16 protein-coding genes are annotated in these 22284 nt (G+C 69.8%); 7 read left to right on the forward strand and 9 right to left on the reverse strand.

The window, feature by feature from the left end:
- Window positions 1-188: 188 nt before the first annotated feature.
- From HR086_RS27920 to HR086_RS27945, 6 genes are all read right to left on the reverse strand, one after another.
- A complete protein-coding gene (locus tag HR086_RS27920) occupies window positions 189-1763 on the reverse strand; it encodes a hypothetical protein (RefSeq protein ID WP_174467141.1) in 1575 nt (524 codons plus the stop codon).
- A gap of 3 nt (window positions 1764-1766) precedes the next feature.
- Window positions 1767-2408 carry a peptidoglycan-binding domain-containing protein gene (locus HR086_RS27925; RefSeq protein WP_174456137.1) on the reverse strand — a complete coding sequence of 214 codons (642 nt, stop codon included), beginning with the start codon at window positions 2406-2408 and terminating at the stop codon, window positions 1767-1769.
- Window positions 2409-2572: 164 nt separating this feature from the next.
- Window positions 2573-3832 carry an RNA polymerase sigma factor gene (locus tag HR086_RS27930; RefSeq protein WP_174467142.1) on the reverse strand — a complete coding sequence of 420 codons (1260 nt, stop codon included), beginning with the start codon at window positions 3830-3832 and terminating at the stop codon, window positions 2573-2575.
- Window positions 3832-4227, reverse strand: coding sequence for a YciI family protein (locus HR086_RS27935; RefSeq protein ID WP_174460393.1), 396 nt, complete (start codon window positions 4225-4227; stop codon window positions 3832-3834). Before HR086_RS27935 ends, HR086_RS27930 begins: the two co-directional genes overlap by 1 nt.
- 198 nt (window positions 4228-4425) lie before the next feature.
- A complete protein-coding gene (locus HR086_RS27940) occupies window positions 4426-5808 on the reverse strand; it encodes an FAD-binding oxidoreductase (RefSeq protein WP_174467143.1) in 1383 nt (460 codons plus the stop codon).
- 49 nt (window positions 5809-5857) lie between these two features.
- On the reverse strand, window positions 5858-6577 hold the full coding sequence (locus tag HR086_RS27945; protein WP_174456133.1) for a FadR/GntR family transcriptional regulator: 720 nt from the start codon (window positions 6575-6577) through the stop codon (window positions 5858-5860).
- Between the two features lie 88 nt (window positions 6578-6665).
- Here HR086_RS27945 and HR086_RS27950 point away from each other — a divergent pair, with 88 nt between their 5' ends.
- Together HR086_RS27950 and HR086_RS27955 are read left to right on the forward strand one after the other, a co-directional pair.
- A complete protein-coding gene (locus HR086_RS27950; protein WP_141642479.1) occupies window positions 6666-7229 on the forward strand; it encodes a DJ-1/PfpI family protein in 564 nt (187 codons plus the stop codon).
- Between the two features lie 302 nt (window positions 7230-7531).
- Window positions 7532-9064 (forward strand): Fic family protein, encoded by a 1533-nt coding sequence (locus HR086_RS27955; protein ID WP_174456132.1) that lies wholly within the window; start codon window positions 7532-7534, stop codon window positions 9062-9064.
- A 58-nt stretch (window positions 9065-9122) separates the two neighbouring features.
- Here the strand turns inward: HR086_RS27955 and HR086_RS27960 are convergent, their stop codons facing one another.
- On the reverse strand, window positions 9123-9437 hold the full coding sequence (locus tag HR086_RS27960) for a hypothetical protein (protein ID WP_174456131.1): 315 nt from the start codon (window positions 9435-9437) through the stop codon (window positions 9123-9125).
- Window positions 9438-9571: 134 nt separating this feature from the next.
- On the opposite strand from HR086_RS27960, the gene HR086_RS27965 reads away from it, so the two are divergent.
- From HR086_RS27965 to HR086_RS27975, 3 genes are all read left to right on the forward strand, one after another.
- Entirely contained in the window at window positions 9572-10342 is a 771-nt protein-coding gene (locus HR086_RS27965; RefSeq protein ID WP_174467144.1) for a class I SAM-dependent methyltransferase, read from the forward strand.
- Between the two features lie 188 nt (window positions 10343-10530).
- Complete coding sequence (locus HR086_RS27970) at window positions 10531-10812, forward strand: hypothetical protein (protein WP_141642476.1); 282 nt, start codon at window positions 10531-10533, stop codon at window positions 10810-10812.
- Window positions 10813-10829: 17 nt separating this feature from the next.
- Complete coding sequence (locus HR086_RS27975) at window positions 10830-11252, forward strand: DUF4326 domain-containing protein (RefSeq protein WP_174456247.1); 423 nt, start codon at window positions 10830-10832, stop codon at window positions 11250-11252.
- 13 nt (window positions 11253-11265) lie between these two features.
- On the opposite strand, the gene HR086_RS27980 is transcribed toward HR086_RS27975, so the two are convergent.
- Together HR086_RS27980 and HR086_RS27985 are read right to left on the reverse strand one after the other, a co-directional pair.
- Window positions 11266-16212 carry a tetratricopeptide repeat protein gene (locus tag HR086_RS27980; protein WP_174467145.1) on the reverse strand — a complete coding sequence of 1649 codons (4947 nt, stop codon included), beginning with the start codon at window positions 16210-16212 and terminating at the stop codon, window positions 11266-11268.
- A 257-nt stretch (window positions 16213-16469) separates the two neighbouring features.
- Window positions 16470-17420, reverse strand: a complete 951-nt coding sequence (locus HR086_RS27985; RefSeq protein ID WP_174467146.1) for a DUF1152 domain-containing protein — start codon at window positions 17418-17420, stop codon at window positions 16470-16472.
- Window positions 17421-17499: 79 nt separating this feature from the next.
- Here HR086_RS27985 and HR086_RS27990 point away from each other — a divergent pair, with 79 nt between their 5' ends.
- On the forward strand, window positions 17500-18459 hold the full coding sequence (locus HR086_RS27990) for an ornithine cyclodeaminase family protein (protein WP_174460386.1): 960 nt from the start codon (window positions 17500-17502) through the stop codon (window positions 18457-18459).
- A gap of 484 nt (window positions 18460-18943) precedes the next feature.
- Window positions 18944-21796 carry an Ig-like domain-containing protein gene (locus HR086_RS27995; protein WP_174460385.1) on the forward strand — a complete coding sequence of 951 codons (2853 nt, stop codon included), beginning with the start codon at window positions 18944-18946 and terminating at the stop codon, window positions 21794-21796.
- The last annotated feature ends 488 nt before the right edge of the window (window positions 21797-22284 follow it).

Consider the following 22284-nt stretch of genomic DNA (forward strand, 5'->3'; position numbering starts at 1 on the left):
GGGAGAACGTGAAGCGCTACGCGAAGTCGAAGGCGGTGACGGAGTACGTGGAGCTCAAGGGCCGCTCGCACTACACCGTGGCGCAGCCGGGCTGGGAGGCCGTCGCGGACCTCGCCCTCAACTGGGCCACCGAGCACGCCACCGTCCGGAGCTGAGTCGTTGTTTCGATATCGCGGAACTGGGGAGGCTCAGGACGACGCGAAGAGCGTGTCCCAGTCCGGGCCACCCAGTCGGGACACGAGCGCCTCCATGTTCGCGCGAGTCGTCTCGGCCAGCACGTAGTCGAACCTGAAGCCACAGGCTCCGAAGTCACAGGGCTCCAGGTCCTGGATTCGAGTCGAGCATCCTCGAGACCCGGTGCAGGTCGACTGGCGCGCGGGACAGAGCGCTCGCTTCGACAGCACCGCCATCCGGAGGAAGGTCTTGAAGTCCTCGGGTGAGCGGAACACCTGACGGGCCTCGACGCCCGACCCTCCGACTCCGGGTGGATGGAAGCCCGCGCCACTCGTCGTGCCGAGCGTGACGAGCACGGACTCCGCCGTCAGCCGCAGTGTCCTTGGCGGAGACGACGGGGGTGTCTTGAAGACGCACCGCAGGCCCGACTTCATCGGAGCCGTCTTGTCCTCCACGACTTCCAGATGAGCCAGCGCGTTGCCTTGTGCCGTGAAGTCCTGCGTCTCCGTCCCGTTTGCATCTTCCAAACGGAGACACCGCTCCTGTGCTTCGAGCCTCGCCTTGAACGCCTCGAAGACTGACACCGCCTGTCGCTTCCGGTGCTCGGCCACCCGCGCGGCGTCGGTCCGTGCCGGGGGCTCTGTCACCGACGCGTCCGCATCGTTCAGCGCGGGCCCCGCCTGAGACTTCCTCGTCGCGGTGTCCTTCTCGAGGAAGCCCGCCCGAATCACCTCGTCCGTTTCCTGGTCGTGTGCCGCCTGCGCGGACTTCAACAACTCAGCGATGAGGTGACGCCTTCTCACGGGTATCGCGTCCTCGGAGAGCCGGAGCACGGGCGACGCCGCCGTGTCTTCCTCGTGCGGCGCGACTCGGTTGGACTGGCTCTTCTTCTCGGGAGGCGCGCCGTCAGAGCGTCCCGGTGCGGGAGAGGGCTCCGCTCCCTCCTCGTGCGGCGCGAGTCGGAAGTGCGCGTTGTAGAGCCCCGGCGCTATCGCGCTCAGGTGAAGGGACTTCGTTCCCCGCGCGGCCTCCTCCGGTGAGTGGCCCGTCTCCGTGGTGAGGGGGAACATCGCCACGCGCCAGTGCTTGCACTTCGGACAGGACACATCCACGCCCGGAAATGGCCAGTCCCTCGGTGGCGCGTGCACGCGGTCCTCCAGCACCGCGTCCACATACGCCTGCGCGTCCTCCAGGTTCGCCTCGCGCAAGCCCTCCGCATCGAGCAGGGGCCGCTCCGCATCCACGAGCAGCGCCGGGTCATAGAGCACGAGCAGCAGGTCCTCGAACCCCGGGGCCACGCCGCGCTCCCGACGCAGTCCCACGAGCTGAAGCGCCAGGGGCGTCGTCCGCGAGAACTCCAGCGCCTCGTCACCCTTCAAGTGGAACCGTCGGTTCCCCGGGTCCGCCTTCCCCTGCCTGCGCAGGCTCGCACTCACGTACTGCCGCAGCAGTCCCACCGCGCAGTCCGTACACTGCGCTTCTCTCAGCGTCGCGTGGTGCGCCTCTCGCTCCGGCGCCGTCGCCACCGCGACCTTCTTCGGAGATTCCGCTTCCGCCCCGCCCCGCCTCTTCGCCGCCTTCGCCGTCATGCCTCAGCTCCCGTGCAACGCTTCGAGCCTTGTCGACGTCTCCGCGTCCAACCGACCCGTGACGGCCAGGCCATTGCGGTGCTGGAAGGCTCGAAGCGCGCTGCGCAGCTCCAGCGTCATCCGCCCCGTCGGCGCCAGCGCGTACCCCAGGTTGATGAGCCGGGCCTCCGCCCCCGCGACACCGTCATCCGGCACGTCGTGCATGGGACGCAGCGTGCCCAGCTCCAGCTCCCACCACTGGTCCTCACACTCCAGCTCGGCACGACTCGCGCTGAGCGGAACGCGCTGCACCAGGAGGCCGTTTCCGTCCGTCTCCCCCTCCACCACCCGGGGACCGAACAACAACAGATAGGGTCTGCTCGCGAGCGGTGCGCCCACGTCGTCTCGCAACTCGAGCCGCAGATAGCGGGCACTCGCATTGACAGTGAGAGAGCGCGGCAACCCTTCACAGAGCGGCATCAACGAGGGACGCGGCTCCGGGATGAACACCGTGTCCCCGGGATAGAGCACACTCGGATTGGGCCGCTTGCGACGCAGCTCCGCATTGGCCGGATGCTCGTAGACCTGCCGGTAGTCCAGGATTCCGTAGCGCCGTGCGACCAGCAACATGCACTCGCCACGTCGAATGACATGGGTGGTGGACATGGTCTTCCCCCTCGTCGATGAAAGAGCCCCAACTCCCTCACCGTCCAGGAACGCTAGTCGAGGCTCCGCATTTCGCGGCATGCACCTCAGGGCATAGCGGCTTCCCCTTCCTTCCACTCGGCCGTCACCGGTTCGCCGCGCCGCGCCAGAGTGTCCGTCGCGCGCTACTTCTTCGCGTCGCTCAGCCTCGCCGCCTGTGTCAGCAGATAGTTCCGCTCCGGCAGACTCGTGGTGCGCGCCGCGGCCTTCCGGTAGTGCTCCACCGCCGCCTCGTGCTTCCCCGCTCGCTCCAACAGGTGCGCGCGGACCGCATCGAGCCGATGGCTCCCCTCCAGCCGCCCCTCCTCATCCAGCCCCTTCACCAGCACCAACCCCGCCTCCGGCCCCAGCACCATCGCCGTCGCGATGGCGTGGTTGAGCGCCACCACCGGGTTGTCGGACAGGCGCATCAACACGCCGTAGAGCGCCAGCACTTGCGGCCAGTCCGTGTCCTCCGCGCGCGCCGCCTCGTCATGCACGGCCGCGATGGCCGCCTGCACCTGGTACATCCCCAGCGAGCCCTTCGACAGCGTCGCGGAGATGAGCGCGATTCCCTCGGTAATCATCCTCGCGTCCCACAGGGTCCGGTCCTGCACGTCGAGCGGAATCAGCTCCCCCGCCGCCCCCGTCCTCGCCTTCCGGCGCGCGTCCGTGAGCAGCATCAACGCGAGGAGCCCCGCCACCTCGCCGTCCTCGGGCAGCAGCGTGTGCAACAAGCGCGTCAGGCGAATCGCCTCGCCCGACAGGTCCGTGCGGTGCAGCTCCGGACCGGACGTCGCCGTGTAGCCCTCATTGAAGATGAGGTAGAGCACGTGCAGCACCGCGCCCAACCGCTGCGCGGTCTCCTCCGGCGTGGGCTTCTGGAACGGCACCCCGGAGCTCTTGATGGTCTGCTTGGCGCGGCTGATTCGCTGCGCCATCGTCGATTCGGGGACGAGGAACGCCTTCGCGATTTCGGCCGTCGTCAAGCCGCCCACCGCGCGCAACGTCAGCGCAATCGCGGACGTCATCGACAGCGCCGGGTGACAGCACATGAACAGCAACACGAGCGCATCGTCCCGCCCCAGCGCCTCGTCGCTGTCCAGCGAGAGCACGAGCTGCAGCTCCGGCGGCACCAGGCTGACGACCAGCTCCTCGCGGTGGCGACGGGCCGCCTCCGCGCGCACATGGTCTGTGATGCGCCGCGAGGCGACCTGAATCAGCCACGCGCGCGGGTCGTCCGGCACGCCCTCGCGAGGCCACTGCAGGGCCGCCGCGAGCAGCGCTTCCTGGACCGCGTCCTCCGAGGCTCCGAAGTCTCGAAACCGCCGGATGACCGCGCCCAGCACCCGCGGCGCATGCTCGCGCAACAGGTGCTCGATGTGGACGTGTTCCGCGACCCCCATCACGCGATGTCGGGAGGGGGACCGCTCATCACCTGCCGCACTTCAATCGACAGGTTGAGCGGCTTGCCACCAGGTCCGGGCGCGGCGGAGGCCTCGGCGGCGATGGCATAGGCGCGCTCGGGGTTCTCCACCTCGACAATCCAGTAGCCCGCGAGGAACTCCTTCGACTCCGGGAACACGCCATCGGTGATGGGCTTGCCGTCCGCCCCGGCCCGCACGCTCTTCGCCTGGTCGGGTCCAGCGAGGCCCTCGGCGCCTAGAAGCTCGCCCGAGGCGCCGAGCTTCTTCGCGAAGCCCTTCATGAACGCGATGTGCGCCTGGAGGTCCTTCTGCGGCCAGCTGGCGACCTGGTACGCCCCACCGGCCGGGGTGTTCATCATGAGCATGTACTTCATGGGTGGCTCCCTCTTTCTCTTGGCACCGCGCCCCTCCATTGGGGCGCGTTCATCGAGATGTCGGAGCCAGGAGCGAGGTCTCGACATCGTCGATGACGATATTCGACCGACCTCCCGGGTCGGCGAACAACCGCGCGCGATTCCACGGGAAATGCGCGGCGCGTCGAAGGCCCACGCGCCGCGCGAGGCCGTGGGGATTCAGAGCACCTTGCCGGGGTTGAGGATGCCCAGTGGATCCATCGCCCCCTTGATGCGGCGGTGCAGCCGCAGCCCCTCCTCCCCCAACTGCCGGCCCAGGAAGGGCTGCTTCAGCGCGCCCACTCCGTGCTCGCCGGTGATGGTGCCGCCCAAATCGAGCGCCGCGCCGAGGATGTCGTCGAACGCCCCGCGCGCCCGCTCCAGCGCCGCCGCGTCCTGGCGGTCGAAGACCACGGTGGGGTGCATGTTCCCATCACCCGCGTGACCGAAGGTGCCGACGAGGACACCCCGGTCGGCGGCGATGCGCTCGACGGCGGCGAACAGCTCCGGGATTCGCGACAGCGGCACGCCCACGTCATCCAGCAACGTGGCGCCCTGCCGCTCCAACGCCGGGTAGGCGAGGCGGCGCGCGGTGAGGAGCAGCTCGCCCTCGGCTTCATCCGAGGTGTGCATGACGAAGGTCGCCCCGGTGGCCTCGCAGCAGCTCGCCATGGCCTCGATTTCCGCCACGCCCTGCTCGCCGCCCGCGTCCGAGCGCGCGAGGAGGAACGCCGCCGCGTCCACGTCCAGGCCCAGGGGTTTGTAGGCCTCCACGGCGCGGCACGTGGCCTGGTCCATCAGCTCCAGCATCGACGGACGCGTGCGCGCCATGATGTCCGTGACGGCCGCGCCCGCGCTCGCGAGCGTGGGGAAGGTGGCCACCAGCGTCGTCGCCTTGGGCGGCTTGGGGCGCAGCTTGAGCGTCGCCTCGGTGATGACGCCCAGCGTGCCTTCCGAGCCGACGAACAGGCGCGTCAGGTCATAGCCCGCGACGTTCTTCACCGTGCGCCCGCCCGTGCGCACCACGGAGCCATCCGCGAGGACGACCTCGAGTCCGAGCACCGCGTCCCCCGTCACGCCGTACTTCACGCAGCACAGTCCACCCGCGTTGGTGGCGAGGTTGCCGCCCAGGCTGGAGAACTCCCAGCTCGCCGGGTCCGGCGAGTACCAGAGCCCGTGCGCGGCGGCGGCGGCCTTCACCTCCGCGTTCAGCACCCCGGGCTGCACGACGGTGAGCATCCCCTTCGCGTCGACCTCCAGCACGCGGTTCATCCGCATCAACGACAGGACGATGCACCCGTCGAGCGCGTTCGCTCCGCCAGACAGCCCCGAGCCCGCGCCCCGAGGCACCACGGGGACTCGACGTGCCGAGGCGATGCGCAGCACCGCGCGCACGTCCTCCGTGCACGTCGCGCGCACGAGGACCTGGGGCATGCCCGAGGGGGCCCACTCGGCCTGGTCCCTCCGGTGCGCGTCGAGCACGTCCGCGTCCGTGACGAGCACCTCGGCGGGGAGCACCGCCGCCAGCTCTCGCAGCAAGGCTCCGTTCCCATCGGTCGTCATGGAGCAACCTCCTTGCGCGTGGGCTTGAAATCACACGCGCCCTGGCCGCTCATCGCGCGGCCTCCGCTGGCACCGAGACGGACGCGCGGTAGAACCCCACGATGTGCTCGCGCAGCAGCGCCGCCGCGCCCGCCGCGTCACCTCGCTCCACCGCGTCGAGCATCGTCGCGTGCTCATCCGCGAGCCGCTGGAGCACTCCCGGTCCCTCCGTCCCCAACGCGTCGAGCAGGTGCCTCGCCATCGCGTCGCGCAGCGCGAGCATCACCAGGTGCATGGCCCGATTGCCCGACGCCGCCACCAACTCCACGTGGAAGCGCACGTCGGCCTCATGGAAGGACTCCGCGGTGACACCCGGCCGCCGCATCTCCTCCAGCGCCGCTCTCGCGGCCTCCAGGTGCGTCCGGTCCGCCCGCCGCGCCGCCCGCTCCAGCGCCGCCGCCTCCAATACACACCGCAGGTCGACCAGATCCTCCAGTGACGCCAGCCGCAGCCGCACCACGTGCGTCAGCGCCTCGCTCAGCAGGCCGCTCGCCGCCCGAGCCACCAGCGCCTTCCCCCGCCCCACCACCAACCCCTGCGCCTGGAGCGCCCGGAGCGCCTCGCGCACCGAGGCCCGGCTCACCCCGAACTGCTCCGCCAGCTCCCGCTCCGGGGGCAGCGCATCCCCAGGCGGCATCCCTCCACTGAGGATGGCCTCCCGAATCCGCTCCGCCACCTGGAGATACAAGGGGTTACGAACCACCGCCTGGAACGTCCGTCCGGAAACCATGACGGACAGACTACCTGATTGACTGATGGTCAGACCAGCGGAGACGATGGAGCGGTCGTTCGTTGAGACCCCAATGGAGGTGACACCCATGGCCAAGGTCCTGATGCTCGCAGGCGACGCGGCGGAGTCCCTGGAGGTGATGTACCCGTACCAGCGACTGCTGGAGGAGGGTTACGAGGTCCACCTCGCGGCCCCGTCGAAGAAGAAGCTCCAGTTCGTGGTGCACGACTTCGTGGACGGCTTCGACACGTACACGGAGAAGCCCGGCTACACGTGGCAGGCGGACCTGGCCTTCTCCGAGGTGAAGCCGGCCGACTATGTCGCGCTCGTCATCCCCGGCGGCCGAGCCCCCGAGTACATCCGCAACGACGCCGATTGTCAGCGCATCGTCCGGCACTTCTTCGACAAGAACCAACCCGTGGCCCACATCTGCCACGGCCCGCTGCTGCTCACCGCGGCCGGCGTCCTCAAGGGCCGCAAGAGCGCCGCGTACCCCGCACTGAAGCTCGACGTGCGGGACGCCGGCGCGGAGTTCATCGACTCCGCCGCCGTCGTCGACGGGAACATGGTCTCCGCCCGCGCCTGGCCGGACCACCCGGCTTGGATGCGCGAGTTCATGAAGATTCTGCGCGCCAAGGCCCCCGCGGCCTGATCCGCCGTCCACGCGTGGCCACTGAAGCGAAGCCGCCCGGCGGGTAGCGCGTGAAGGCCTCCACAGTGGGGGCCTTCTTTGTTTGAGGAGGGCGGGTGAACCGGACACGGCCGCTCTCTCACCAAGCATCCGTCGTAACTAATTCTTGTCTGAACCGGCTTTTTCTAACGATTTCGACAGAAAATAACGCAGTCATGGGCTATAGCCCTCGGAACTATCGAGGTCCGCAGCGCGCCTGGCCTGCAATCAAGTGCAGGCAACAGGCCCTCAAACCGAGGAGAGAGGGACAGGAGGGGTCCGCGATGTTGCCGGGAAAAGGCAGCCCCATCGGGTACGCGAAGGTCATCGCGGATCATGATCTCGAGGTGCTACCGCCCCATCAGCTTTCATCCTGCGCGGCGGTCGCGGGCAAGCAAATGCAGAGCAGCGATGGGCGCGAGTTCGTCACCTACCCGAACCCGTACAATCCAGGGCCCGCGATTTGCGACCAACTGGAGTTCGCGCTCAAACACGAAGGCATCTCCCTGGAGATTCTCGCCGCGTTGTTCCGAGCGGTGAAGCAGGGGCCTTTCGAGGACGAGCTGACCTACCACATCCAGGCACGCCCCACGGGGCAGAACACCCGGCGACTGTGGTTCCTCTATGAGTTCCTCACGGAGCGGCGTCTTCCCCTGGAGGATGTGAGCCAGGGCAACTACGTCGAACTGCTCGACCCCAAGCGCTACTACACCGCCCGGCCCATCAACAGCCGGCGACATCGCGTGCGCGACAACCTGCTGGGCGACGTGAACTTCTGTCCCTTGGTGCGGCGAACCTCCGTCCTCCAAGAGTTCGAGGCGAAACAGCTCGCGAGCGAGGCCGTGCGCATCGTGGAGTCCTACGACGAGGACGCGCTCCATCGTGCTGTCGACTACCTCTACACCAAGGAGACCCGCTCCTCTTTCGACATCGAGCGGGAGGAACCCAGCCAGAAGCGCGCCGCGCGGTTTGCCTCCCTCTTGCGTGAGATTCCCTCCTGGGACTCCCTGAGCAAGGCCGCGCTGGTCCAGATGCAGAACGTGATTGTGGAGGACCGCTTCGGGGAGCGGAGTTACCGCGCGGAGCAGAACTATGTGGGTGAGTCCGTCGGCGTGGGACTGCGTCAACACGTCCACTTCGTTCCGCCACAGCCCAAGATGGTCCCCCGACTGATGCGAGGACTGCTCTCCTCATTGGAGCGGATGACGGATTCCGCAGTGGACCCCATCGTTCATGCGGCCGCCATCTCCTTTGGCTTCGTCTTCATCCACCCCTTCGAGGATGGCAACGGACGACTCCATAGACTGCTCATCCACTACATCCTCTCCCGGGCGGAGTTCACTCCCAAGGGGCTCATCTTCCCCATCTCCGCGATCATGTTGCAGAGGCGAGGGCAGTACGACGCCTGCCTTGAGTCCTTCTCCAAACCCCTCATGAAGCTCCTCGACTACACCGTGGACGAGATGGGGCGCCTCTCCGTGAAAGGAAAGACAAGCGGCTTCTACCGCTACGTCGACTTCACGCGCATGGCGGAGGACCTCTACCGGTGGACTGAAGAAACCATCCGCACGGAGTTCCGCGACGAACTGGACTTCATCGTCCGCTACCGTGAAGCCCGCGAAAAGCTCGATGGCATCGTCGAACTGCCGGACACGGCGCGCAATCGCTTCGTCCAGTTCTGCCTCCAGAATGGAGGCCACTTGTCCAAAGGCAAGCGGACCAAATACTTCAGTGCCTTGAGTGACGACGAAGTACGGGCACTGGAGAAGGTCGTTCAGAAACACCTCATGCCTCGCACGAGGACCCGCCCGGGTTGAGCACCTGGTGAAGGTTCGCGTGCACCCCAGAGGGCATCGAGTCACTCCACCCGAACGGCTAGCGCGACTGCCCGTCGTGCTTCTGGCGATGGATGCGGCGGTTGAGCTGGTTCTGCTCGCGCTGGATGCTCGCGCGCTCCCGGACATCGAGTCGGCCGTCATCCGCTCGCGCCGCACGGATGTCCCGCCGGAGCTCGCGGTGCTGGGACTGGAGCCGCACCGCCTCGCGGCCCGTGAGTTCTCCACTCTTCACGCCCTGGACGATGCGCGCCTGCTGGCGCACCTGCCGACGGTCCGCCTTCGCCGCGCTCGCGGGCAGCGCCAACAACAACCCCAGCACCAGCGTCCCCACGGTCCACACGTTCCGCTTCATGGCTCATCTCCAGCGTCAGGCCGGGCAGGCCGGCTCATCGGGTCTGGCGGTACGAACCCGGGTCCCCGCGAAAAGTCGCGGGGCACCTCGGCACGGCCTTGCTCTCACGAGTGCTACCCTCGCCCGCCCCAGCCATGGCCGAGGACTCACCCAGCCCGCCCGCGCGGCGAGATTCGTCATCCGACGACGACCTCCACATCTCCCTCCCCCGACTCCTCGTCATCCGCGTCTGGAGCCTGGGCCTGGAAGGGGTGAACCGGCTGGGGGATTTTCTCGTGCTCGCGTGGCGCCCCCGGCTCCTGCTCGCCTGGCTGCGACTGTGGCTGCGCGAGGTGCTCGTCTCACCCTACCGCCCGCGTCGCTCCTTCGAGTTGATCCGCGTCCTGCACGCGAGCCACCAGGACTTCCACGAGCTGATGTACGGCGAGACGCCCGTGCACACCGCGCTGTCGCTCTTCCGGAAAGCCGGGCTGACGAAGGGCTCCCGGCTGGTGGACCTGGGCGCGGGACGCGGGCGGGCCCTGCTCGCCGCGCGCTGGCTGGGCGCGGAGGCCCTGGGGCTCGAACTGCTCGAACAACACGTCGCGCTCGCCTCGGGTCCCCTGGCCAGGACGGGCGCGGTGCTGCGGCAGGCGGACGCCACCCAGGCGGACCTTTCGCTCGGCGACGCCACCCACGTCTTCATCAACTGGACGGCCTTCTCTCCAGACACCCGGGCCCGGCTCGTCACCCGCCTGCTCGCCTGCCGCCCCGGCACCCGCGTCCTCACCGTCACCCGCCCCGTGGAGGCCAAGGGCTTCACCGTCCTCTCCCGCCACCGCGCCCTCTTCACCTGGGGCCTCGAGTCCGTGTGGATTCACGAAGTCCAAGGAGCTGGCACTGCGGGGCCCGGCGCCGCGCTTTGAGATGCAAACACTCCCTCCCCCAGCGTGAGCGCATCCGACGCAACGGTGGCTTCCGCTCGTGACGGCTCCATGCCTAGGCTCGCCGGCTCGATGCCGGTGGGACGGGTGGGCTCCTCCGGCCCCTTCCCCTCACCGAATGAATCAAGTCCCCAGGCCCTCGGGCCCGGGGCACAGAGGAGCAGACTCACATGAAGGCATGGATGGCCGTGGCGATGCTGGCGGTGGTTCCCCTCGTCGGATGCGGTGGTTCGCGCGAGCTGAACCGCGCGAAAGTCGAAGTGAACGTGCTGCGCAAGGACAAGGAGACGCTGAGCGCGGAGAACGAGGCGCTCAAGACGAAGGTCGGCGAGTTGGAGGGTGAGCTGGCCAACGTGTCGAAGGAGCGCGACGAGCTGAAGGTCGCCGCCGAGCAGGCCGCGGCCGCCGCCCCCGCCGCCGTCCCCGCGTCCGGCAAGAAGCGCAAGAAGTAGCCCTGAAGGTGATGCCGATGACCGGGACGCGCACCACGGCGGTCCATGTGCACGAAGGCTGTGACGTGTACGTGGGCCGGGCCTTCCGCGCGTGGGCGAAGCCGAGCCCCACCAACCCCGTGCCCGGTCGTTTCGGCAACCCGTTCAAACCCGGAGGCGTCGGCACTCCGGGCGCCATGCTGAAGAAGTACTTCGTCCCCTGGCTCGGCGCGCTGCCGGAGACCGAGCAGCAGCAGGTCCGCGAAGAGGCCCTGCGTCGCATGGGCCCGGACGTGGACGCGTTCGAGTCCTTCCGCTGGTACCTGGACTTGCGCACCCGTCACGACGCCGCCTGGCGCGAGGACGTGCTCGCGCTGCGGGGCCAGCGGCTGGGCTGCTGGTGCAAGCCCGGCCCTTGTCACGCCGACGTGCTGGTGTCCTGGCTGGACTCGCGGCGCTGACGGCCAGAGGCACTCAGAACAAAGAGCGCAGCCACGCGCGCCAGCCCACCACCGCGCGCACCCGGGCCACCGCGTCGCGATGCGCCCTGCGCGCCAACGCATGCGAGTGGAAGCCCTCCATGCCCTGCTCGGCCATAGCCAACGCAGCGCGCGCCGCGCGGGCCCCCGACTTCCGCGCGGTTTGCACCGTCCTGGCCAGCCCGAGGGCGAGCTTGAGCAGGCCATCCGTGGGCACGTGCGTCACGTCCAGCAGCGCCGCGTCCAACAAGGCTTCGGGGTCATCCCGCAGCGACGTGAAGAAGGCATGCCACACCTTCATGTGCCCGCTCGTGGGCTCCTCCGGCAGCGCCAATCCCAAAGCCAGTGCCGCCTCGGCGTCCTCGCGGCGTCCGTGCTCGTAGCAGGCCACCAGCACGTTCATCATCATCCAGGGACGCAGCTCGTCGGCGGGCTGCTCGCGCCAGTCGCGCAGCCAACGCCATGCCCGCGCCCGGCGCTGCTGCTTCATCAGCGCATAACCCACGGCGCCCCAGGTTCGCGAATGCGAGCGCAGCGGGGTTGCGTACAGGAAGACGAACAGCGCCAGCAGGACGGTGCGCCCCAGCTCACCCAGTCGCTCCACGTACACCGCCAGGGCCTCGACGCCCACGGCGCTCTCCGAGGCCAGCGTGTGCAGTCTTCCCCACACCCTCCAGGTCCACGTCCGCTCCGCGTGCTGGAGACTCCAGGCTCGCGCGAGCACCTCCGAGGTCTCGCCTCCACGCGCCGCCATCGCCGCGTCCACCGCGCGCTCCATCACCGAGCCCCAGCCTCGTGAGCGCATGGCCTCCGTGCAGCGCTCCATCGCCCAGGTGCTGTCCCCCACCACCGCCAACGTCTGCTCCACATGGCGCGCGGCCGCCTTCGCGTCGCCCCGGGCACACGCCAGCCGCACCTCGCGCGCGGCCACCAACACTTCCGGGGCATGTCCCCGCGCCGCCTCCAGCGCCCGCGCCGCCTCGTCCAGCTGGCCCTGCTCCAGTCGCACGTCGAAGAGGTGCGTCGCGGCATAGGCGTAGTCCGGCGCCAGCTCCAGCGCGCGCTCCCATCCGGCGATGGCGCTCTTCAAATCGCCCGCCTTCGCGCGCACGTCGGCCAGCCGCGCGTGCGCCACCGGGTCCTCGGGGCCCAGCTCCACCAGTGCCTCCCGCGCCTTCGTGAGGAGGGCGTCGTCCTCGAGCGACTGCGCCCACTCGCCCAGCGTCTGCCAACCCCAGCCGTAGCGAGGCGCCTCCGCGAGCACGGCCTCCATCGCCGTCACCGCGTCACGCTGCGCGCCCTTCTCGAAGAGCACCCACGCGGCCCGGCCACGCAGCGCCAAGGGAGGCTCGCCGCCGTAGGCCGCCGGAGCGCAGGCCGCCAGCGCATCGTCCAGTCGCCCCGCCTCGACGAGCATCCGTGCCCGCGCGTCGTGCGCGTCATCCATGCGAGGGGAAGACTCCAGCGCTCCGTCGAGCAGCGCCAATCGCTCCTCGCGCGTGGCCTCCCCTGCTTCCTCCAGCAGCTCCGCGAGCGCCAGCCGCGCCATGGGGTCCGGCAGGGGGCCCTCGCAGAGCTCCCGCGCGAAGGCCACCGCGTCCGCCTGCCGCTCCAGTTCCTCCGACCACTCCTGCAGCCGCGCCCAGCCCCACCCGTACGTCGGGTCCAACCGCAGCGATTCGAAGAGGCGCTCCAGCGCCAGGTCATGCTCCTCCGAGCGCCACAGCAGGTCCGCCAGGAACCCCCGCGTCATGCCATCGCGCGGATTCTCGCGGCCCACGCGCTCCAGCACCTCGCGCGCCTGGGCCACCTCGCCCACGCGCTCCAGCAGCTCCGACAGCTCGCACGCCGGACGCGTCCAGCCCGGCGAGTGCCGACATGCCGCCTCCAGCGCCTCACGCTCGCCCGCGTCGTCCTCTCGTGCCCGGTGGACCAGCGCGCGCTCCAGCCACACCGGCGCCAGCATCGCGAAGCGCGTGGTGGCCTGCTCCGCCACGCGCACCGCCTCGTCCAGCTCCCGCGCGCGCAGCAGTTGACGCAGCCGCGCCACCCACGCCTCCCAGCAGTCGGGGTGGCGCTGGAGCAGGCCCTCCAGACAGGCCCCCAGCTCCTCCGTCGACAGCACGTCGCCCGCCACCTTCTCGAAGGCCAGCACCGAGTCATCGAGCTGCGCCATGCCCTCCAGCGACTCGCGCACGAAGGTCAGCGAGGCTCGCCGCGCCTCGGGCGTCGTCGCCAGTGCCATCAGCGCGTGCATCCCGGGCCGGGAGGGTTGAATCCTCAGGGACTCGCGGTAGGCGACCTCCGCCTCGGCGTTGCGTCCACACGCCTCCAGAATCTGTCCTCGGCAGTAGTGCAGCGACGGGTGGCGCGGCTCCAGCGCCTCCGCGCGCACCAGCTCCTCCAGCGCCTCCTCGCGGCGTCCCTGGTCCGACAACATCGACGCGCGCTCGCGCCGGGCCCACGCGTCCTCCGGGTGCGCGGACAGGAAGGCCTCCAGTGCATCGAAGGCCGCCGACGGCGCGTGCTCCCGCGTCCACGCGACGCGCAGTTGCAGCAGGCCCGCGTGAAGAGGGAAGCGCGCGCACACCGCATCCAGGTGCGCCTTCGCCTCCGGAGCACGGCCCAGGTCGGTGAGCAACCGCACCCGCTCCCGGTGCGCATCCGAGGGCAGCGGCTCGCGTGCGAGCACCTGCTCCCAATGCCCCAGCGACACCGCGAGCTCTCCGCGCGCGGACGACAGGATGGCGGCGGCACGGTGCCACGCCACGTCCCGCACCCGGCCCTCCGCCGAGCGCAGGTGACGCGACGCCGCCTCCTCGTTGCCCAGGCGCGAGTGCATCTCCGCGGCGAAGAGGGCCAGCTCTCCATCCTCGGGCCGCAGCGAGCACGCCTGCTCCAGCAACTCGAGCGCCTCCAGCGGCCGGCTCAGCTCCTCCAGCGCGCGGCACAACGTGCGCGCGGGCGCGGCGTTGCGCGCACCGAAGCGCTGGAAGCGGTCCGTCACGAAGTCCAGCGCGCGCGCCGTCTCTCCTCGCGCCTGGGCCGCCACGAAATAGCTCCAGGCATACCCTTCACTCAGCTTCTCCAGGCACGCCGCCGCGCGGTACAGCCGCAGCGCCTGGTCCCGACGGAGCTGGGAGTCACGCAGCTGTGCCAGCGAGCGATACGTGGGCGCGAAGGTGGGGTGCATGCGCAAGGTGCGAGCCAGCAGTCGCTCCGCCTCGGCCTCCTCGCGCGCGTCTGTCATCAGCTCGGCCGCCAGCGCATGCCACAGGATGGGGTGCGCCTTCTTCTCCCGAGCGCGCTCGCGCAGCACGCCAAGCAGCTCCTCGCGGCGGCCCAGTTCGTTCAGGCAGCCCAGCCACGACATCAGGTAGTTGAGGTTGTCGGGGTACGCCTCGCGCAGCCCGCTCAGCGCCGCCAGCGCGTCCAGCGTGCTGTCGTCGTAGCCGGCCAGCGCGCGCTTCGCCTGCCACGTCAGCCGGTGCCCGGGCGCGTCGCGCTCCATCGACTCCAGCACGCCCGTCGCCGCCGTCCGGTCATTCGCCACCAGCGCCGCGTCCATCTGGTGGAGCGCGTCGTACAGCGAGGCCTCCGGCAGCTCCACCGCGTCCAGCCGCGCGGTCTGCGCCACGGGCACCAGCGCCATGCCGCGCGGACCGCAGGAGGCGTAGTGCGCCAGCGCCTTCTCCGTGTCGAACTCCACGAGGTGGCGCGTGGACGGGTCTCTCACCAGCAGCGTGCCCCGGCGCTCGTCGTAGCCCACCACGGCCTGCAGGTGGCTGTTGCCCGGCTCCTGCGTGGTGAGCGTGAAGGCGATGCCCTGGTCCAGGAGCGCGCGGGCGCTGTCCCAGGTGACGCGGAACTCGCGCACGTGCCAGCCCGTGGTCGCCGCCCAGTGGCGCTCCTGGTACGCGGGCGTCCCGTCGTAGCAGATGGACTCCGCCACCTGCAGGTGCTCCACCGGTACGTCCCACAGCGCCGCCACCGAGGCCAGCGTCGCGGGCGCACACGTCTTGTGGTGCTGCCGCACGAAGCGCACGGGCAACAGCCGCCGACGGCCCTCCGTGCTCGCCGCCATCCGCTCCGCCACCTGGGCGTGGAAGGGAGAGCCACTCAGTTGGGCCAGGTCGATGGCCCGCTGCACATCCCCGCGCAGGTAGGCCGTGTCCGAGCACATGGACATCAGCATCGAGAAGTTCTTCGACTCCAGCCTCGGTGCCAGCAGCAACGCGCGCTCCCAGCTCGCCCAGGCGTCGTCGTACAGGCCCAGCTCCTCCTGGAGACGCGCGAGCTGTCCCGACACCGCCGAGCACTCCAGCCGCTGTGACGCCGTCGACAGCAGCTCCAGCGCCTCCGCGTCCTGCCCCAGGTGGGTGAGGAGGCTCCCCGCCGTGTGCACGGCCGGGCGATAGAAGGGGTGCAGCGAGAGCGAATACCGCACCGCCTCGAGCGCCTCTTCACGCCGGTCCTGTTCCTCCAGGAGCGACGCGCGCACCACGTGGACCCAGGGATGTTCGGGGACGAGGGTGAGCGCCTCCTTCACCCAGCGCTCGGCGTCCTCGAAGTCGCGAAGGACGACGAGCGCCTCCGCGCGGGCGAGCAGCAGATCCGCGCGCTGCTCCAGCGAAGCGGACTCCAGGTCCGCCGCGCCCTCCAGGAAGTCCAGCACGGCCAGTGGGCCCTTGCGGCGCGCGAGCAGTGCCGAGAAGTAGTAGCGGGCCTCCGCGTGATTCGGCGACTCGCGGAAGGCGCGCGTCCACTGGAGACAGGCCGCGCGCGAGGCGCCGAGCTGGTGCAGCAGTCGCCCCGCCAGCACCCGCGCCCGAGGCCCGGTCCACCGCTCCAGGGGCACGCCCGCTTCGGTCAGCCGGTACGCCTGGACATAGAGGCCCTGCTCGTAGAGGTCCCGCACCCGCGCATACAGGTCGGGCGTCACGGACTCGATGGGCGGATTCGAGAGGAAGAGAGGGGCCGGCGAGAGGACGGAGGACAGAGATGGATCAGGGCGCATCGGCGGGTCAGGACGCCGCGAGGATGACCGCCTGACAGCGACCTCCCAACCCTCCCAGCGCCCTCGACATCCTAGCCCTGTCCGTCATGGCGGCGGGCATGGCCTGACCTGTCGGAAGCCATGTCGGAGGCCCCATCGCCCGAGGATTCCCTGGGAATCCAGGCGCCATCCCACACCCGACGTCACACCGGGATGTCCTTCCACGGCCGGATGGACAGCGAGGCGCGGAACATCTCGATGACGAGGTTCATCTCCCACGGCGTGCGCGTGTCCTTCAGCGCGGCCAGGTACAGACAGCGCCGCGCCACGGGCGTCAAATCGAACGCCCAGTACATGCTCATCAGCGGGTTGATCCACAGCGTGCTGCCCTGGGTGCGCTGCGTGCGATGCACGTCGCCATAGTCCCCCTCCAGCGCCGACACCACGGAGAGCGAGACGATGCTCGGCGAGCGGGACATCTGCTCACAGACGTAGCCCACGGCTTCCTTGTACAGCGCCACCTCCGGCATCGCCTCCAGGAGCGCGGTGACACCCAGGTAGCCACCCTCCTTGCTCAGCGCCGCCACCGCCTCCAGGAAGTGCGCGTGGCAGACGCCATGGTGGGTATCCACCCCGAAGCCCAGGCACACCGCCAGCTTGTCGCTCACCGGCAGCGCATGCACCGCCCCCAGGCTCGCGATGTCCTCCTGCGGCGTGCCCAGGCCCACCTCGTCCCCGCGCATCAGGATGTCCGTGCCCCCATCCACCAACACCACCGCGTCGAACCCCAGGTGCGCGTGCAGCGCGGCATACGCCTCCCGCAGCGGCGCCATCCCGGTCTGCTCGAAGCAGTAAAGGGGCACCTGCTCGCCCCGACGCTCGAACCAGCGTGCCAGCCACCCCTCGGGGAAGTAGTACCCCCGCCCCTCGGTGGAGGCGTCCACCCGGAACAGGCCGGGCACCGGCCGCTCACACTCCAGCGCCTCCAGCCGCGTGAAGCTGAGGTTCGCCAGCGTCACCGTCTTCCCCAGCGCGCGCAGCCGGAAGTACAGCGGCAGCCCGCTGAACACGTCGAAGCCACCCCCACCGCCCGCGATGAGCACGTGACGGGCCGACGCGAGCCGCTCCAACAGGGGCGAAGTGAACAAGTCCACGGGGCGAAGTCCTTTCCCGAAGCACCGCCAATACCGTGCTTACGGCGCCATCCCGGCCGCTCCGGTATATAGCGCCGCCATGTCCACCCTCATCCTCAGCGCGAAAGAGCTGCGCGGCCTCTACACCGTCGAGCTCGGCCTGGACGCCGTCGAGCGGGCCTTCCGGGCCCACGGTCGTGGCGAGTCGCTCATGCCTCCCAAGGTGTACCTCTCCCTGCCGCAGTACGACGGCGACTTCCGCGCCATGCCGGCGTTCCTCGACGGCGCCGCGGGCGTGAAGTGGGTCAACGCCCATCCCCAGAACCCCAAGAAGCACGGCCTGCCCACCGTGCGCGCCCTCTACATCCTCAGCGACCCGGACACCGCGTCCCCGCTCGCCATCCTCGACGGCACGCTGCTCACCGCCTGGCGCACCGGCGCCGCTGGCGGCGTCGCATCCAAGTTCCTCGCGAAGCCCAAGCCCCACACCCTCGGCCTCGTCGGCTGTGGCGTGCAGGCCCGCGTCCTCATCGACGCGCACCGCGCCATCTTCGGCGAGCTGGAGCTGCTCCTGGCCGACGTCTCGGAGGTCTCCGCCAAGGCCCTCCAGGCCGAGAAGGGTGGCCGCGTGGTCAGCCTCCAGGAAGCCTCCGGCGCGGACATCGTCTGCACCTCCACGCCCTCGCGCACCCCCGTGGTGAAGCGCGAGTGGCTCAAGCCCGGCGCGCACATCAACGCCATGGGCGCGGATGCCCCCGGCAAGCAGGAGCTGGACCCACGCATCCTCACCGAGGGCCGCGTCTTCATCGACGACACCGACCAGGCCCTCCACTCCGGCGAGGTCAACGTCCCCCTGCATGACGGCCTGCTGCGCGCCGAGCAGATCGCCGGCACCCTCGGAGAGGTCGTCGCCGGCAAGAAGCCCGGCCGCGCCGGAGACGAAGTCACCATCTTCGACTCCACCGGCCTCGCGCTCCAGGACGTCGCCCTCGCCCGCGCCCTCTACGACGTCGCGCGGACCCGAGGCGTCGGCCAGACGCTCGACATCGTCGGCGGCTGAGCCTCGACCGACTCACGGCCCCCTGCGCGCGAGCCTCTGCATCCAGGCTCGCGTCCGCGGGCTCGCGGGGCGGCTGGGATGACGCCCGGCTCGGGCTGAACACCCGCCCCACCGTCGGCGCCACCCTCGCCTTCGGCCTGGGACAACCCCACCAGACGCCCGAGTCACCCGCCTCCCACGCTCCCGGGTCTTTCACGACCACAGGCGATGCACGGCCCTCTCATAGAGGGTGGGTGTCACTCAAAACCCCGTTATCACTGGGACTGTCCGATTTTCGGCTACTGGACAGTTTCAGCAACCTTGCAGTATTTCACGAATACGCGCTGCCTGTGGGGGGGGCCACTTACTCTTTGGACACACCCGTTCGGACAGGAACCCTGGAGGGATTCCGGCTCCGGAACGGCACGGCCACGTCCCAGAGCCCCGAAAGGTGTCGCGCACGGCGCCAATGGCTGGCGCCAGCCATCCACCTCTTCGGAGCACCATGTCTTCCCTTGCTACCTCGTCGCGGCGTCCCGCGCGGCGGCCGGCCCTGTTGGGCCTGCTGACGCTCGTCGTCGCCTTCTTGTCCGCGCCCGCGTCGGCGCAGACGCAGACCAACACCCAGTCCACCCAGCGCGCCATCAACTTCCTGAGCGCGGACGTGTCCAACTGGGTCACCGCCAACGGCTGCGCGGCCTGTCACCGCGTGGGCGCCACGACGTTCGGCATCGCCGCGGCGCGCGCCAACGGCTACGACATGAACGTCGTCGCCTCCAACGGCCGGACGAACCAGTTCAACCTGGAGTTCCTCGGCCAGCGCATCAAGAACGAGCAGCTCGCCAACGGCTCGTGGATTCACGAGGGCGCCTCGTTCCGCAACGAGAAGACGTCCTACGCCACGTTCGGCCTGGCCGGGTATGACCAGAACGTCTCCACGCAGTACAGCGCGACGCTGGTGGCCGCGGCCAACTGGGCGCTCGCCACGCAGGAGGCCAGTGGCCGGTGGGCGTCCGACCACGCCAGCTTCCCGGTGGACCACGGCAGCCTGCCCACCACCGCGCGCATCATGACGGGCATCGCCCAGGCGAAGCAGCGCGTGGACCCGGCCAGGGCCGCCGCATACCAGGCCGCGCTGGACCGCTCCGCCGCGTACATCCGGGCCAACCTGGACAACGGCGACACGTCCGCCACAGGCAACGGCATGCCGTACACCTTCCAGGTCGCCTGGGCCGTGGTGGGCCTGAAGGCCGCGGGCCCCGGCCCGGCCAACGCGAATGTCACCGCCATCAACACCCTGGCCAACCGGCTGCTCACCCGCGTCTCGCCCGGCAACCCGGGCTGGGGAGACTTGCCCAACGCCGCCGCCAACGACGTGGCCACCGGCAGCGCCATCTACGCGCTGTGCCTCGCCGGCCGCGAGCCCGCCACGGACCCGCGCGTGCGCAGCAGCATCGAGTGGCTGAAGACGCGCCAGTCCGCCGACGGAAGCTGGCGCACCGGCTCCGCGACGTTCGACATCCCCACCACCTTCGCGTCGCTGGGCCTGTCCTGCTACGGCGACTTCAGCGTGCACGTCACCGTGGTGGGCGCGGCCCGCAAGGAGCTGGTCATCGGCTCGCAGCAGGCACAGCAGGTCACCTTCACGTTCAACGTGAAGAACCACGGCTACCAGGCGGACACCTATACGCTGAGCACCACGGGCGGCCTGCCCGGCTGGACGTCGTTCCCCACGCCCGTCAGCCTGTTCCTGGCCGCGGGTGACGAGAGCACCGTCACCGTGACTGTCACCGCGCCCGCGGGCCTGATTCCCGCGCTCACGTCTGAGTTCACGCTGGTCGCCGCCTCGGGTGGCGCGCCGGGCGTGTCCGGCTCGGCCCGCGTCAACGCGTACACCCCGCCGCTGCCTCCCGTCACCGGCCTGCCCACCGTCACCACCATCCAGGCGCCCGCCGTCAACGCGCACATCACCATTGGCACGGGCAACGTGCTGTCCGCGCGCGTGCGGGACTCGAACAACCTGCCCGTCGTCGGTCCCAACCGCGGCGTCGTCACCTTCTACGTCGCGGGCGTGCCCGTGGGCGGAGACGCGGACGTGGATGGCGATGGACTCTTCACCTTCAACTGGGTGCCGCCCACCGACACGTGGACGGTGACGGGCTCGCAGGACTTCCGCGCGGTGTACTCGGGCGTGGAGCTGGCGCCGCCCCTGGCCAACCTGCTGGGCAGCACCGACGCGCGCACCGTCATCATCGACGCGTTCCCGCATGACACGCCGTCGGTCACCATCGGCAACCCGCCGGCCTTCACGCAGGAGACGACGCTGGACATCTGGGGCTATGCCACGCCGCGCGCGCCCGGCGCCGTCATCACCTACGCCGCCTTCATCATCAACGGCGCGACGACCATCCCCCTCACGCCCGGCAACGGTGGCCTCATCTACACCACCATCACCCTGACCGAAGGCCCCAACATCATCCAGCTCACCGCGCGCGACAGCTTCGGTGGCGTCACCACCAAGCAGGTCAACCTCACGGTGGACCGCGTGCCGCCCGTCCTCACCATCCTGGCGCCCACCAACGGCGCGGCGCTCAGCGGACTGAACGTCACGGTGACGTCGTCGGTTCAGGACCAGACGCCGGTGCGCGTGGAGACACAGTGGGTGGCCACGTCGCTCCTGGAGTTCGGCAACGGCACGGTGGAGCACACGGTGCCGATGAACTACGGCGACCAGGTCATCCTCGTGCGCGCCACGGACAGCGCCTTCAACGTGACGGAGAAGCTGGTGTTCATCTGGGTGGACCCGGGCTCGCCCGTGGTGAGCACCAACCCGGCGGACAACCAGCTCTACGGCCCGCTGGCGAACAACGCCCTGACGTACACCGTCAACGTCCAGTCGCTCTCCGCGACGACGGTGCGCATCAACGGCGGCGCGCCCATCGCGGTGGGACGCGGCGGCGGCGCGGTGCAGACGACGCTCACCCTCAGCCCGGGCGTCAACAACCTCTCCATCGTCACCCTGAGCGAGACGGGCGTCTCCTCCACCCTCACGCGTCGGGTGAACTACGACGTGCAGGCCCCCACCGCCACGCTGCTCGCGCCCACCACGGGCAGCACCGTCAGCGGCACCATCACCCTGCGCGCTCGCGTCACCGACAACTTCGGCCCGGTGTCCAACATCGGCTTCAGCCGCGACATGTCCGGCATCCGCCAGGGCACGCTCCAGCCCGACGGCAACTGGACGGCGCTGCTCGACACCACGGAGCTGCTCGACGGCGCGCACACCATCGACGTGTGGATGAGCGACGGCGTGGGTAACTCCACCGTCCAGCGCTTCAACTTCTTCGTCGACAACTGATGCACCTCCCCGCGCTCGGGGTGGCCTCGAAGCACGGAGGCCCTCCCGGGCGACGGGGTCGCTTCACCCCTCAGGCCCACAGGTCGGCCAGCGCCGTGTGGCCCTTCTGACGGGCCCGCGTCCCGTTGGAAGCGCGCATGCACTCCTCGCGCTCCCGGAAACCCGAGGACATTCGCCCGGGTGCGCGTGCTCCGCATCCAGGTTCGCGAGAACCCGAGAACCTCTGGGGACAAGAGGACAGGCGGCCCGCCTCGAGTGATGGGCAGACGAGTCCACGGGCGCGGAGCCTGGACGCCAGGGTGCCTAGGTTGGACACGCGTGGGCCCTCCGCGCGACACCCCGCCAGACCCCGAGGTTGGACCTCCCGGCGTGAACGTCACGCGCAAGTTCCACCACTCCGTCGCGGACTACCTGCGCGACCTCACCCGGGTGGAGAAGCGCTTCTGGGTGCTGGTGGTGGCGGTGGGTCTCATCGCGGGGCTGGGCGC

The organism is Myxococcus sp. CA039A, from assembly GCF_013336645.1.
In the GTDB taxonomy this organism is placed as follows: Bacteria; Myxococcota; Myxococcia; order Myxococcales; family Myxococcaceae; genus Myxococcus; species Myxococcus llanfairpwllgwyngyllgogerychwyrndrobwllllantysiliogogogochensis.

Coding starts and splice junctions, on each gene's coding strand:
- HR086_RS27945 (WP_174456133.1), bottom strand. CDS start 6,577: ATGGTTTCCGGACGGACGTTCCAGGCGGTGGTTCGTAACCCCTTGTAT.
- HR086_RS27930 (WP_174467142.1), bottom strand. CDS start 3,832: ATGGGGGTCGCGGAACACGTCCACATCGAGCACCTGTTGCGCGAGCAT.
- HR086_RS27950 (WP_141642479.1), top strand. CDS start 6,666: ATGGCCAAGGTCCTGATGCTCGCAGGCGACGCGGCGGAGTCCCTGGAG.
- HR086_RS27935 (WP_174460393.1), bottom strand. CDS start 4,227: ATGAAGTACATGCTCATGATGAACACCCCGGCCGGTGGGGCGTACCAG.
- HR086_RS27920 (WP_174467141.1), bottom strand. CDS start 1,763: ATGACGGCGAAGGCGGCGAAGAGGCGGGGCGGGGCGGAAGCGGAATCT.
- HR086_RS27970 (WP_141642476.1), top strand. CDS start 10,531: ATGAAGGCATGGATGGCCGTGGCGATGCTGGCGGTGGTTCCCCTCGTC.
- HR086_RS27990 (WP_174460386.1), top strand. CDS start 17,500: ATGTCCACCCTCATCCTCAGCGCGAAAGAGCTGCGCGGCCTCTACACC.
- HR086_RS27975 (WP_174456247.1), top strand. CDS start 10,830: ATGACCGGGACGCGCACCACGGCGGTCCATGTGCACGAAGGCTGTGAC.
- HR086_RS27940 (WP_174467143.1), bottom strand. CDS start 5,808: ATGACGACCGATGGGAACGGAGCCTTGCTGCGAGAGCTGGCGGCGGTG.
- HR086_RS27925 (WP_174456137.1), bottom strand. CDS start 2,408: ATGTCCACCACCCATGTCATTCGACGTGGCGAGTGCATGTTGCTGGTC.
- HR086_RS27995 (WP_174460385.1), top strand. CDS start 18,944: ATGTCTTCCCTTGCTACCTCGTCGCGGCGTCCCGCGCGGCGGCCGGCC.
- HR086_RS27965 (WP_174467144.1), top strand. CDS start 9,572: ATGGCCGAGGACTCACCCAGCCCGCCCGCGCGGCGAGATTCGTCATCC.
- HR086_RS27960 (WP_174456131.1), bottom strand. CDS start 9,437: ATGAAGCGGAACGTGTGGACCGTGGGGACGCTGGTGCTGGGGTTGTTG.
- HR086_RS27955 (WP_174456132.1), top strand. CDS start 7,532: ATGTTGCCGGGAAAAGGCAGCCCCATCGGGTACGCGAAGGTCATCGCG.